General features: G+C 61.6%; 13 protein-coding genes. 5 read left to right on the forward strand and 8 right to left on the reverse strand.

Features of this window, described 5'->3' with window-relative positions:
• Positions 1 to 144 precede the first annotated feature (144 nt).
• Positions 145 to 567, forward strand: a complete 423-nt coding sequence (locus tag CAG41_RS03580) for an OsmC family protein (RefSeq protein ID WP_085586222.1) — start codon at positions 145 to 147, stop codon at positions 565 to 567.
• Positions 568 to 804: 237 nt separating this feature from the next.
• Positions 805 to 1,599 carry an adenosylmethionine decarboxylase gene (gene speD, locus CAG41_RS03585; RefSeq protein WP_085586220.1) on the forward strand — a complete coding sequence of 265 codons (795 nt, stop codon included), beginning with the start codon at positions 805 to 807 and terminating at the stop codon, positions 1,597 to 1,599.
• 66 nt (positions 1,600 to 1,665) lie between these two features.
• On the opposite strand, the gene coq7 is transcribed toward speD, so the two are convergent.
• The 6 genes from coq7 to hemJ form a co-directional block, all read right to left on the reverse strand.
• A complete protein-coding gene (gene coq7 / locus CAG41_RS03590; RefSeq protein WP_085586218.1) occupies positions 1,666 to 2,313 on the reverse strand; it encodes a 2-polyprenyl-3-methyl-6-methoxy-1,4-benzoquinone monooxygenase in 648 nt (215 codons plus the stop codon).
• 131 nt (positions 2,314 to 2,444) lie between these two features.
• Positions 2,445 to 2,783: a histidine triad nucleotide-binding protein gene (locus CAG41_RS03595; protein WP_003228789.1), complete on the reverse strand. Its 339-nt coding sequence runs from the start codon at positions 2,781 to 2,783 to the stop codon at positions 2,445 to 2,447.
• 80 nt (positions 2,784 to 2,863) lie between these two features.
• Positions 2,864 to 3,652 (reverse strand): SDR family oxidoreductase, encoded by a 789-nt coding sequence (locus tag CAG41_RS03600; protein ID WP_085586350.1) that lies wholly within the window; start codon positions 3,650 to 3,652, stop codon positions 2,864 to 2,866.
• 60 nt (positions 3,653 to 3,712) lie between these two features.
• Positions 3,713 to 4,663, reverse strand: coding sequence for a DUF805 domain-containing protein (locus CAG41_RS03605; protein WP_085629922.1), 951 nt, complete (start codon positions 4,661 to 4,663; stop codon positions 3,713 to 3,715).
• A gap of 88 nt (positions 4,664 to 4,751) precedes the next feature.
• Complete coding sequence (locus CAG41_RS03610) at positions 4,752 to 5,720, reverse strand: nitronate monooxygenase family protein (protein ID WP_085629920.1); 969 nt, start codon at positions 5,718 to 5,720, stop codon at positions 4,752 to 4,754.
• A gap of 33 nt (positions 5,721 to 5,753) precedes the next feature.
• Positions 5,754 to 6,185, reverse strand: coding sequence for a protoporphyrinogen oxidase HemJ (hemJ, locus tag CAG41_RS03615; RefSeq protein WP_085586212.1), 432 nt, complete (start codon positions 6,183 to 6,185; stop codon positions 5,754 to 5,756).
• 133 nt (positions 6,186 to 6,318) lie between these two features.
• Between hemJ and argC the strand changes: the two genes are divergently transcribed.
• Together argC and erpA are read left to right on the forward strand one after the other, a co-directional pair.
• Complete coding sequence (gene argC, locus CAG41_RS03620; RefSeq protein ID WP_085586210.1) at positions 6,319 to 7,353, forward strand: N-acetyl-gamma-glutamyl-phosphate reductase; 1,035 nt, start codon at positions 6,319 to 6,321, stop codon at positions 7,351 to 7,353.
• Between the two features lie 167 nt (positions 7,354 to 7,520).
• Positions 7,521 to 7,871, forward strand: coding sequence for an iron-sulfur cluster insertion protein ErpA (erpA, locus tag CAG41_RS03625; RefSeq protein WP_003228776.1), 351 nt, complete (start codon positions 7,521 to 7,523; stop codon positions 7,869 to 7,871).
• A 72-nt stretch (positions 7,872 to 7,943) separates the two neighbouring features.
• On the opposite strand, the gene CAG41_RS03630 is transcribed toward erpA, so the two are convergent.
• Both CAG41_RS03630 and CAG41_RS03635 read right to left on the reverse strand, forming a co-directional pair.
• On the reverse strand, positions 7,944 to 9,035 hold the full coding sequence (locus CAG41_RS03630) for an anhydro-N-acetylmuramic acid kinase (protein ID WP_085636803.1): 1,092 nt from the start codon (positions 9,033 to 9,035) through the stop codon (positions 7,944 to 7,946).
• A 3-nt stretch (positions 9,036 to 9,038) separates the two neighbouring features.
• Entirely contained in the window at positions 9,039 to 10,472 is a 1,434-nt protein-coding gene (locus CAG41_RS03635; RefSeq protein WP_085706708.1) for a peptidoglycan DD-metalloendopeptidase family protein, read from the reverse strand.
• Positions 10,473 to 10,684: 212 nt separating this feature from the next.
• On the opposite strand from CAG41_RS03635, the gene tyrS reads away from it, so the two are divergent.
• Positions 10,685 to 11,884 (forward strand): tyrosine--tRNA ligase, encoded by a 1,200-nt coding sequence (gene tyrS, locus CAG41_RS03640; RefSeq protein ID WP_085586204.1) that lies wholly within the window; start codon positions 10,685 to 10,687, stop codon positions 11,882 to 11,884.
• Positions 11,885 to 12,363 lie beyond the last annotated feature (479 nt).

The following is a 12,363-nucleotide window of genomic DNA, read 5'->3' on the forward strand; positions in this document are numbered from 1 at the left end:
TGGCGCCAGCTTACCAGACACTTCCTTGAAGATTCGAGAATTTACCTACGTCATGGCCGTATCCGTCCTAGGAATGGCAGTCGCTGTCAAAGCGTAGCCCTGTGCTAAGCTGGCGGCCCTTTTTTCTACAGTGGAGTCTTGGCGATGAAGGCACGCATCCAATGGGCTGGCGAAGCCATGTTCCTCGGCGAATCCGGCAGCGGCCATGTCGTGGTCATGGACGGTCCGCCGGAGGCCGGTGGCCGCAACCTGGGTGTCCGCCCGATGGAGATGCTCTTGCTGGGCGTCGGCGGCTGCAGCAATTTCGACGTGGTCAGCATCCTGAAGAAGGCCCGCCAGGCCGTCGAGAGCTGCGAAGCGTTCCTGGACGCCGAACGCGCGACCGAAGACCCGAAGGTCTTCACCAAGATCCACATGCATTTCGTGGTCAAGGGCCGCGGCCTGAAGGAAGCCCAGGTCAAGCGCGCCATCGAGCTGTCCGCCGAGAAGTACTGCTCGGCCTCGATCATGCTGGGCGCGGCCGGTGTGGCCATCACCCACGACTACGAGATCGTCGAGCTCGGCTGAGCCGACATTCAACTATCATAAAAGCAGTGCAGACTCTGGCGATCCCCCGCCGACGTCTGCATAATGCGCCACTTTTTTCAGGGCTGTGACCGGTCTGCCGACGGGTCATCCGCCTGAACAGATAACCAAAATCGCCATCGCGAAGAGGTGTTAACCGTCCTACGCAGGTGCGTCGTTCGCACTTGACGGGCATGCTTGATCACGCGGCCGTGCCGCATACATAGAGAGTTTTCAACGGTGAAAAGCAAACTCAAGCTCCACGGGTTCAATAACCTGACAAAGACCTTGAGCTTCAACATCTATGACATCTGCTACGCGGAAACCCCGCAAGACCAGCAGGCCTACGTCGAGTACATCAACAAAGAGTACAACGCGAAGCGCCTGACGCAGATCCTCACGGAAGTTGTCGATATCATTGGTGCCAACATCCTGAACATCGCCAGTCAGGACTACGAGCCACAAGGCGCCAGCGTCACGATCCTGATCTCCGAAGAGCCGGTGACCCCGACCGAGAGTCAGATCGAAGAGTCTCCGGGCCCGCTGCCCGAGATCATCCTCGCCCACCTCGACAAGAGCCACATCACGGTGCACACCTATCCGGAAATCCATCCGGACGACGGTATCGCGACGTTCCGTGTGGACATCGACGTGTCGACCTGCGGCGTGATTTCACCGCTCAAAGCGCTCAACTTCCTGATTCACCAGTTCGATTCGGACATCGTGACCGTGGATTACCGTGTGCGCGGCTTCACCCGTGACGTCGAAGGCAACAAGCACTTCATCGACCACGAGATCAACTCGATCCAGAACTATCTCTCCGAAGACACCCGCGACGCGTACCAGATGACCGACGTGAACGTGTACCAGGAAAACCTGTTCCACACCAAAATGCTGCTGAAGAACTTCGAACTGGACAACTACCTGTTCGGCGACGCCACCAGCAACCTGTCGGCCGAGCAGCGTGCCCAGGTGACCGAGCGTGTGAAACACGAAATGCTGGAGATCTTCTACGCCCGCAACATGCCGAGCTGAGATCCCCGAGCACAAAAAAAGGCGACTGCCCCGGGGGCAGTCGCCTTTTTTATTGTGTGGGAGCGTTCAGATCCGGTAGGTGCTCTTGGTCATCACCTTCGCCAGCAGGCTCATCCCGAACTTCACCGGCGCCGGGAAGCGGAACCCGCCGGCCTGCAGCGCGCTTTCGGCATGGTGTTCCTCATCGACGCGCATCTGCTCCAGGATCGCCCGGGACTTTTCGTCCTCGGCAGGCAGTTGCTCCAGGTGCTCGTTCAAGTGCTTGCACACCTGATGTTCGGTCGCCGCGACGAATCCGAGGCTGACCTTGTCGCTGATCAGTCCGGCCACGGCGCCGATGCCGAACGACATGCCGTAGAACAAGGGGTTGAGCACGCTGGTGTGGCTGCCCAGCTGATGGATACGTTGCTCGCACCACACCAGGTGGTCGATCTCTTCTTCGGCGGCATGCTCCATCGCTTCGCGCACCTGCGGCAGCTTGGCGGTGAGCGCCTGGCCCTGGTACAGCGCCTGGGCGCAGACCTCGCCGGTGTGGTTGATGCGCATCAGGCCGGCGACATGGCGGGTGTCTTCGTCGCTCATCTGCGCATCGGGCTGCACGATGGCCGGCGACGGGCGATGCGGCTGGCCGCTGAACGGCAGCAAGGTGCGCATGGCGGCATCGGCTTGCAGCAGAAGACGGTCAATGGGCGAGTAGTGACGTTGGGTAGTCATGCTGACCTCCGGGGGGAATCTCGGCGGCCAGTTTAACCGAATCGGCCCGAGAAGGATTGCGCTGGGTCATCGTGACTCAGAGGGGATGGAGACTTCGGCGGGAGCGGGCAAGCCCCCTCCCGCGGAAAGACTCAGCCCGGCGGCCAGTTCATCTGACGCTGACCGAGCACATGCATATGAATGTGGTAGACGGTCTGTCCGCCCTTTTCATTGCAGTTCATCACCACCCGGAAGCCTTCCTCGCAACCCAGCTCCAGCGCCAGGCGCTGGGCGGTGAACAGGATGTGCCCGGCCAGTGCCTTGTCGTCTTCAGTCAGGTCGTTGAGGGTGCGCACCGGCTTTTTCGGGATCACCAGAAAATGCACGGGCGCCTGCGGGGCGATGTCGTGGAAGGCCAGGACCTGGTCGTCCTCGTAGATGATCTTCGCCGGGATCTCCCGGTTGATGATCTTGGTGAACAGAGTATCCACAGCTGTTTTCTCCGTTGTGTGGGGCGGGTCGAGTGTACCCATGCGGGTTCACCGCGCCCAGCCGATTGCCTGCCGGCCTTTCAGCGCGGGCAGTAAGCCTTGTTGACCATGCCGGTGACGGTGCGGTTGAGCCAGCGCGAGCCCAGGCGCGGCAGGAAGGCGAACCAGCGGTTCATCCGGCCGGGGATGATGATCGCGCGGTTTTTCTCCAGGGCGCGCACGGTGTACAGCGCGACCTCTTCCGGGCTCATCAGCAGTCGGCTGTCGTTGAGCTTTCCGTCGTTCAGTTGGGCGGTGCGGAAGAACGCCGTACGGGTCGGCCCCGGGCAGAGCACCGAGACCTTCACCGCGCACTTCTTCAGCTCGACCCGCAGTGCTTCGGAGAAGTGCAGCACATACGCCTTGCTGGCGTAGTAGGTGCTCATCCACGGGCCGGGGTTGAACGCCGCGACCGAGGCGACGTTGAGGATCTGCCCGCCGCCCTGCAGCGCCATGCTGTTGCCGATGGCGTGGCAGAGGCGGGTGAGGGCGAGGATGTTCACCTCGATCAGGTCCTGCTCGGTCATCCAGTCCTGGGCCAGGAACGGCCCGCAGGTGCCGATGCCGGCGCAGTTCACCAGCAGATCGATCTGCCGGTCGCCTTCTTCCAGTTCCAGCAGGAAGCCGGACAGGCGCAAGGGTTCGCCCAGATCGCAGGCGCGGAACAGCACCTCGACGCCGAAGCGCTGGGTCAGTTCGATCGCAATGCTTTCCAGCTGATCACGCTGTCGGGCCACCAGGATCAGGCTGCGGCCGCGGCGGGCAAGGGCTTCGGCCATGGCCAGGCCGATGCCGCTGGAGGCGCCGGTGATCAGAGCGTAACGGGTCATGCAGTTCTCCATCGCAACAGCTCCGGCCGGCGACGCAGGTGTCGCGGGCCGGAGCGCTGTTCATTCTTTGCCAGAGTCTACAGGGGGCGGGGCCGCTTCGGCTGCTTCGTCCTCGGAAATCGTTGCCGGTTCGGCTACGGCGTCGATCTCGTCGGTGGTCACCGAGCCGCTTTCGTAGCTGCTTTCCAGGCTGGTTTCGTACTCCTCCTGGATCGCCGAAATACCGCCGACCATCGCGCCCGCGAAGATGAGCCCGACGAACACGATCCACAGCGAGCACAGCACCTTGACCGCCGTGGTGTTGGGCGGTGGCGGCGGGCCATAGCGGTTGGCGCCGTCGTTGCCCGGCATGACCATCATCACCAGCGGAAAAATGCTGCCCACGAACGGCACGAGGTTCAGCAGCCAGAGCCAGCCGGACCAGCCGATGTCATGCAGGCGCTGCACGCTGAACAGGATGCTGACGAGGCTGAAGGCCAGGAACAGAAAGAACGCGACGATGCCGCCGATGATCAGCCCGGTGGTGGAGTCCGTGCTGACCAGGCCCAGCCCGATGAACGCAAAGATGCCGATGATCGGCAGGGTCACCAGGCTCAACACCATCGTCCAGGCCAGGAAACGCAGGCGGCCGATCCGGCCTTCGACACTGAACGGCTTGAGGGTGGCGAACTCGGGGAGGCGGTCGCCGACGTCGGCCCGGGGCGGGGCGTAGGGCGAATCCGGTTCCGCCTGAGCGGGCGCCTGTTCGTGCACGTCCGCCAGGTTCAGTTCGACCGTGGTTTCGGGCTCGATCCGGGCTTCGATGCCGGTCTTGCCCAGTGCCTGCAGGTAAACCTGCGCATCGCTGTGGGACAGGTCGCGCTTGAGTGCGACGGTGCGCCCGTTGAACAGCCGCTCGATGGCGGCGACATCGCTCTTGAAAAGATCCGCCAGGTTGAGCTTGGCGGTGGTGATGTCGACTCCGGGCTGCAGAGCGCCGTCGAACACGATCTTGTAACGGGTTTCGCTCATGGCCGGGCATCCTTGTCGCGAGATGGATTGAAGTGGGGTGTCGCAGTCGGTGAGTGTAAGGCCGGCCGCGGATCGGCTGGCCTTTTTCTCAGCGTGGCCAGCGGTTCGGCAACTGCGCCGCGTGCGCCAGTGCCTGGCGATACTCGCTGTCCAGGCGGGCCACCAGTTGCTCCACGCTCGGCAGATCCTTGATTCCGCCTACGCCCTGGCCCGCCGACCAGACGGTTTTCCAGGCCTTGGCCTCATCGCTGAGGGGCTTGAGCTTTTCGCCGAAGTTCACGTCGCCCTTGCCCTGCAGGGCCGCCATGTCGAAGCCGGCGGCCTCCAGGCTCTGGCGCATGAAGCTGGCCGGTACGCCCGACACGGCAGGAGTATGGATGATGTCCGCCGCTTTGGCAGTCAGCAGCATGTCCTTGTATGCGTCAGGCGCATGACTTTCGGTGGTGCCGATAAATCGGGTGCCGAAGTAGGCCAAATCCGCGCCCAGCACTTGGGCAGCAAGAATCTCATGCCCGTGGTTCAGGCATCCTGCGAGCAGCAGGGTTTTGTCGAAGAACTGACGGATCTCCGCGATCAGCGAGAACGGGCTCCAGGTGCCGGCATGGCCGCCGGCGCCCGCCGCTACGGCGATCAGACCGTCGACACCGGCCTCGGCGGCTTTCTCCGCGTGGCGGCGGGTGGTCACATCGTGGAACACCAGGCCGCCGTAGCTGTGGACGGCATCGACCACTTCCTTGACCGCGCCCAGACTTGTGATGACGATCGGCACCTGGTGTTCGACGCAGATGTTCAGATCCGCCTGCAGCCTCGGGTTGGTGGGGTGGACGATCAGGTTCACCGCATACGGCGCCGGGTTTTCCATGAGCGCCAGGCCCGCCTCGATCTGTTCCAACCAGGCCTTGAAGCCGCTGCTTTCGCGCTGGTTCAGCGCGGGGAAGCTGCCGACCACGCCATTGCGGCAACAGGCGAGCACCAGATCCGGGTTGGAAATCAGGAACATCGGCGCGGCCACGACGGGCAGGCGCAGGCGTTGGTCGAGCAAAGCGGGCAGCGACATGGGACATCCCCCGATGAGTTGTGCTTATGAAGGTTAAAACGGCCGAACCACGACCAGAATTACAATAACAAGCAGTATCAGAACTGGCACTTCATTGAACCAGCGATAAAAGACATGGCTGCGGGTGTTTTCGCCACGGGCGAAGCGTTTGACGTACGCGCCGCACACATGGTGATAGCCGATCAGAAGGGCGACCAGCGTGAGCTTGGCGTGCATCCACCCGCCTTGGGTGAAATAGGCGCTCGGGTTGAGGCTGATCAGCCAGCCGCCGAAGATCAGCACGGCGATCATCGAAGGCCCCATGATGCCGCGGTACAGCTTGCGCTCCATGACGCTGAACCGTTCCTTGCTGACGGCGTCCTCGCTTTGCGCGTGATAGACGAACAGCCGCGGCAGGTAAAACAGCCCGGCAAACCAGCAGACCACGCTGACGATATGAAACGCTTTGAGCCACAGATAGAGCATTGGATTGATTCCCAGGTTCACGGTAGCCGGATAGTAGAGGCTCGGGCGGCCGCACGTCACCTTGACGGTTGTCGCAGGGGCGCGCGGCCCCTATCATCGACGGCTTTCCAGTGGGTTCGTTGAGGGCAGGTTCATGGTCAAGGTCGGTATCGTCGGCGGCACGGGTTACACGGGTGTCGAACTGTTGCGTCTGCTGGCGCAGCATCCGCAGGCAGAGGTGGTGGTCATCACTTCCCGATCCGAGGCCGGCATGGCCGTCGCCGACATGTACCCGAACCTGCGCGGCCATTACGACGGTCTGGCGTTCAGCGTTCCGGACATCAAGACCCTGGGCGCCTGCGATGTGGTGTTCTTCGCCACGCCCCACGGTGTCGCCCACGCCTTGGCGGGTGAACTGCTGGCCGCCGGCACCAAGGTCATCGACCTGTCGGCGGACTTCCGCCTGCAGGACGCCGACGAGTGGGCCAAGTGGTACGGCCAGCCGCACGGCGCGCCGGAACTGTTGGACGAGGCAGTCTACGGTCTGCCGGAAGTCAATCGTGAGCAGATCCGCAAGGCGCGCCTGATCGCGGTGCCGGGTTGCTACCCGACCGCCACGCAGCTGGGGTTCCTGCCTTTGCTCGAGGCCGGCCTTGCCGATGCCTCGCACCTGATCGCCGACTGCAAGTCGGGCATCAGCGGTGCCGGTCGTGGTGCCTCTGTAGGATCGCTGTACTCCGAGACGTCGGAAAGCTTCAAGGCTTATGCGGTGAAAGGTCACCGTCACTTGCCGGAAATCCGCCAGGGGCTGCGCCGTGCGGCGGGCAAGGACGTCGGCCTGACGTTCGTTCCGCACCTGACGCCGATGATCCGTGGCATTCACTCGACGCTGTACGCAACCGTGACCGACCGTTCGGTGGATCTCCAGGCGCTGTTCGAGAAGCGTTACGCCAATGAACCGTTCGTCGACGTCATGCCGGCCGGCAGCCACCCGGAGACCCGCAGCGTGCGCGGCGCCAACGTGTGCCGGATCGCCGTGCACCGTCCGCAGGACGGCGACCTGGTAGTGGTGCTGTCGGTCATCGACAACCTGGTCAAGGGCGCGTCGGGCCAGGCGGTGCAGAACCTCAACATTCTGTTCGGCCTGGATGAGCGCATGGGTCTGTCCCATGCCGGCATGCTGCCGTAACACGTCCTTGCGAACAGCGAAAAGGCCCGGAACACGGGCCTTTTCGCATTCGGGCCAGTGAAAGGCTTTATTGATATACCGTAACAATAGTTGACCGATTTTCTAGGACAAGCGGATAATGCGCGTCATCACGCAATATGACGGCTTAGCGCCGGGAGATAGTCAGCATGAGCGTCGAATCCTTCACCCCCACGGCTTTGCAATTCACCCAGGGTGCCGCGCACAAGGTGAAGAGCCTGGTCGATGAAGAGGGGAATGATCGCTTGAAGCTGCGCGTATTCGTTACGGGCGGCGGTTGTTCAGGTTTTCAGTACGGCTTCACCTTCGATGAGGATGTGGCCGAAGACGACACCATCGTCGAGCGCGAAGGGGTCAGCCTGGTGGTCGACCCGATGAGCTTCCAGTACCTGGCCGGTGCCGAGGTGGATTACCAGGAAGGTCTTGAGGGCTCGCGGTTCGTGATCAAGAATCCGAACGCCACCACCACCTGCGGATGCGGCTCTTCGTTCTCGATCTGAATTTTTCTTGCGCAAACAGCAAAACGCCGCAGTTCCTCACGGAGCTGCGGCGTTCTGCTGTTTGCGGTTCGGTCAGTTGGGGTAGATCGCGCCAAGCACGCGTAAGCCTCGGGCGCCGGTGACGCTCGGGCGATTGGCCGTGATGCCTTCGAGACAGCAATGCGCCAGCCAGGCAAACGCCATGGCCTCCACCCAGTCGGGGTCGACCCCGTGGGTCGCTGTGCTGGCAACGGTGGTGTCCGGCAGCCGCTCGGCCAGGCGCTTCATCAGTGTGGCGTTATGGGCGCCGCCGCCGCAGACCAGAAGCTCCCGCGTCTCGGTTTGAGCCGCCTGCAGGGACTGGACGATGGTATGCGCCGTCAGTTCCAGCAGCGTCGCCTGGACATCCTCTGGCGCAACCTGCGGCAGGCGTGACAGGTGTCGCTCCAGCCAAGGCAGGTTGAATACCTCGCGCCCCGTGCTTTTCGGGCCCTGAGTGGCGAAGAACGGGTCGCTCAGCAACGCTTCCAGCAGGGCCGGATCTATGCTGCCGCTGGCCGCCCACTCGCCGTTGCGGTCATAGTTTTCGCCGCGCTGCCGGTGGATCCAGGCGTCCATCAGCACATTCCCAGGGCCGCAGTCGAAACCGGCTACAGGTGCGTTCGGCTCAATCAGGCTCAGATTGCTGAAACCGCCGACATTCAGAACGGCGCGATTGCCGTTACGCTCCTCAAACAACGCTTCATGGAAGGCCGGAACCAAAGGCGCGCCTTGGCCGCCGGCGGCCACATCGCGGCTGCGGAAGTCGCTGACCACCGTGATGCCGGTCAGCTCGGTCAGCAGGGCGGGATTGCCGATCTGCACCGTAAAGCCACGCGCCGGTTCATGGCGGATGGTCTGGCCGTGGCTGCCGATTGCGCGGATGTCGTCGGCGCTGAGCCGCTGCTGTTCGAGAAGGGTGTGAATGCCTTGCGCTGCGAGCGTCACCCAGTGCTGCTGGGCAATGGCCGAGCGGGCGATCTCATCGGGGCCGCTGGCGCACAAGCCAAGCAGCTCGGCGCGCAGGGATTCAGGCATGGGGAGGTAGTGCGTGGCGATCAGGCGGATCGCCGAGGTCTGTTCGATCAGGGCGATGTCCAGACCGTCGAGGCTGGTTCCGGACATCACGCCGATGTAAAGGGCCATGGCTTAACGCTTGCTCGAGGCCAGCAAGGTGGCCTTCTCTTGATCCATGCGCGCCATCAGCGGCTGGCTCTGCGCGAGGAAGCGGGCGCGTTCGGACTTGGCGATCGGGTCGGCCATCGGCAGCTTCTGGCCCAGCGGGTCGACGTGAACGCCGTTGACCTGGAACTCGTAGTGCAGGTGCGGGCCGGTGGACAGGCCGGTCGTGCCGATGTAGCCGATCACTTGGCCTTGCTTGACGGTTCCGCCGGTCTTCACGCCTTTGGCGAAGCCCTGCATGTGGCCGTACAGCGTGCGGTAGGTGTTGCCGTGCTGGATGATCACGGTGTTGCCGTAGCCGCCGCGGCGACCGGCCAGCAGCACCTTGCCGTCGCCGGCTGCCTTGATCGGCGTGCCGCGGGGGGCCGCGTAGTCGACGCCTTTGTGGGCGCGGATCTTGTTGAGGATCGGATGCTTGCGGCCCATGGAGAATTTCGAGCTGATGCGGGCGAAGTCGACCGGCGTGCGGATGAACGCCTTGCGCATGCTGTTGCCGTCAGCGGTGTAGTAGCTGCTGTTGCCTTGCTTGTTGGTGTAGCGCACGGCGGTGTAGGTCTTGCCGCGGTTGGTGAAGCGTGCCGACAGGATGGGGCCGTTGCCCACGGCTTTGCCGTTGACCACTTTCTGCTCGTAGATCACGTCGAATTCGTCGCCCTGACGGATGTCCTGGGCAAAGTCGACGTCGTAGCCGAATACGCTGGCCATGTCCATGGTCAGGCTGTGGGACAGACCGGCGCGGGCGGCGGACTGCGACAGGGAGCTGTTGATCACGCCGTGGACGTAAGCGGTGCGGACGGTCGGCTTGGCGGTGACGCGGTTGAACGCGAAACCTGTGTCGTTGCGGGTCAGGGTGATGGTTTCAACATCGCTGACCTTGCTGTGCAGGTTGACCAGCTGGCCTTCGGGGTTCAGTTCGAATTCAAGCTTCTGGCCATGCTTGAGCTGGCTGAATTGCTTGGCTTGCTTGTCGCTGGCCAGCACTTCGTGCACGGCGGCGGCCGGAAGGCCGACCTTTTCGAAGAGGGTGGAAAGCGTATCGCCTTTGGCGACGACCACTTCCCTGTGGCCCGGGGCCTTCTTTGCTTCGGCCGGCGCGGCAGGCGCGGCAGGCGCGGCGGGCGCCTGGGCGGTTTCCGGAGCCGTTTCGTCGCTGTTTTCAATCTGTGCGAAAGGGGAAGTGACGGGCTCGCTTGTGGCTTGGACTGCGTCGGCGGCGTCTTGATCCTGTGTCAGTTGTTCAGCAGGACTTTCCAGTTCAAGGCTCAAGGTTGTCTTTTTGGCTTCAACATCGCTGGAAGGGAATACCAGCAGGGCCAGGCTGAGGAGAGCGGCGATTCCACTTGCGGCCAGCAGGTGGGTTTTCGGGTAAAGCGGCGGCGCTTTAGACGATTCTGTGGTCATAAAGGACTTTTGACTTTGAAAAAGATGAATTGGAAAAGATGAATGACATGATGAAGATGAAATAACTGTATAAAATATAACCAAATCATCTCTGAAGCAAGTCTGCGGGCGACGTGCCTGCGGATTGGCGTCCGCGCGCCGGGCAAACCTTGTATTTGGTGCGCGATCTTGTATGGTTGGTTCCCTTTGAATCTGAGCCTTGCGGGTCTGTTATGAAGTCGGTTGAAGAGCAGCTAGCGCTGATTAAACGTGGTGCGGAAGAACTGTTGGTCGAGTCCGAGCTGATCGAAAAGCTCAAGCGTGGCCAGCCGCTGCGTATTAAGGCCGGCTTCGATCCGACTGCGCCGGATCTGCACTTGGGGCACACCGTGCTTATTAATAAGCTGCGCCAGTTCCAGGAGCTGGGGCATCAGGTGATCTTTTTGATCGGAGACTTCACCGGCATGATCGGCGATCCGAGCGGCAAGAGCGCGACCCGTCCGCCGCTGACCCGTGAGCAAGTGCTGGAGAACGCCGAGACCTACAAGAGTCAGGTGTTCAAGATTCTGGATCCGGCGAAGACCGAAGTCGCCTTCAACTCCACCTGGATGGATCAGATGGGGCCGGCGGACTTCATTCGCCTGACTTCGCAGTACACGGTTGCCCGCATGCTCGAGCGCGACGACTTCGACAAGCGCTATACCACCAATCAGCCGATCGCCATTCATGAGTTCCTCTATCCGCTCGTTCAGGGCTACGACTCGGTCGCATTGCGTGCCGATGTCGAACTGGGCGGTACCGACCAGAAATTCAACTTGTTGATGGGGCGTGAGCTGCAGCGTGGCTACGGTCAGGAGGCTCAGTGCATTCTGACCATGCCGTTGCTCGAGGGGCTGGACGGCGTCAAGAAGATGTCCAAGTCGCTGGGCAACTACGTCGGTATCCAGGAGGCTCCAGGTGTCATGTACGGCAAGCTGGTTTCCATTCCCGATACGTTGATGTGGCGTTATTTCGAACTGCTCAGCTTCCGCTCGATGGACGAGATCGATGCCTTGCGTGCGGATGTCGAGGCGGGTGCCAATCCGCGTGACATCAAGATCAAGCTGGCAGAAGAGATTGTCGCTCGCTTCCATGGTGAAGAGGCCGCGGCCAATGCGCATCGTGCCGCAGGCAACCGCATGAAGGATGGCGAGCTGCCGGAGGATTTGCCGGAGATCCAGCTGACCGCTGCTGAGGACATGCCGATCGCGGCGGTGCTTAATAAGGCAGGCTTGGTGAAGAACTCGGCAGTTGCGCGCGACTTGCTGGGTTCTGGCGGTGTGCGTGTCGATGGTGAGGTGGTCGATCGCTCCTTCATGTATGTGCTGGGTGCGACCCATGTCTGCCAGGCTGGCAAGAAGGCGTTTGCGCGTATCACGCTGAAATCTGAATAAGATTGAAACAAAGGGTTGACGGCGAGTTTTAGTTCTCTATAATTCGCCCCACTTCCGGCGCAGTCGAAACGGAAAACTTCTTGAAATTCAACGAGTTACGAAGTTTTCGGCAGCGGATCGCTTCAGTTCAGCGAAGCCCGGAGGGAGTCGAAGAGGGTGGTGATGTTTGGCCCTTTCGGCGTTTCGATCATCCCGGTCGAAAGCGGAGAAAAGAGGTGTTGACAGCAGCGTGCAACGCTGTAGAATTCGCCTCCCGCTGATGAGAGATCGAAAGCGCAAGTGGTTGAAGTTGAAAAAGAAATTTTGAAAACTTCTGAAAATAACCGCTTGACAGCAAATGAGGCTGCTGTAGAATGCGCGCCTCGGTCGAGACGAAAGAATTGACCAACCGCTCTTTAACAACTGAATCAAGCAATTCGTGTGGGTGCTTGTGGAGTCAGACTGGCAGTCAGAAAGATTATCAGCATCACAAGTTACTC

The organism is Pseudomonas sp. B35(2017) (genome assembly GCF_002113645.1).
Taxonomy (GTDB): Bacteria; Pseudomonadota; Gammaproteobacteria; order Pseudomonadales; family Pseudomonadaceae; genus Aquipseudomonas; species Aquipseudomonas ekonensis.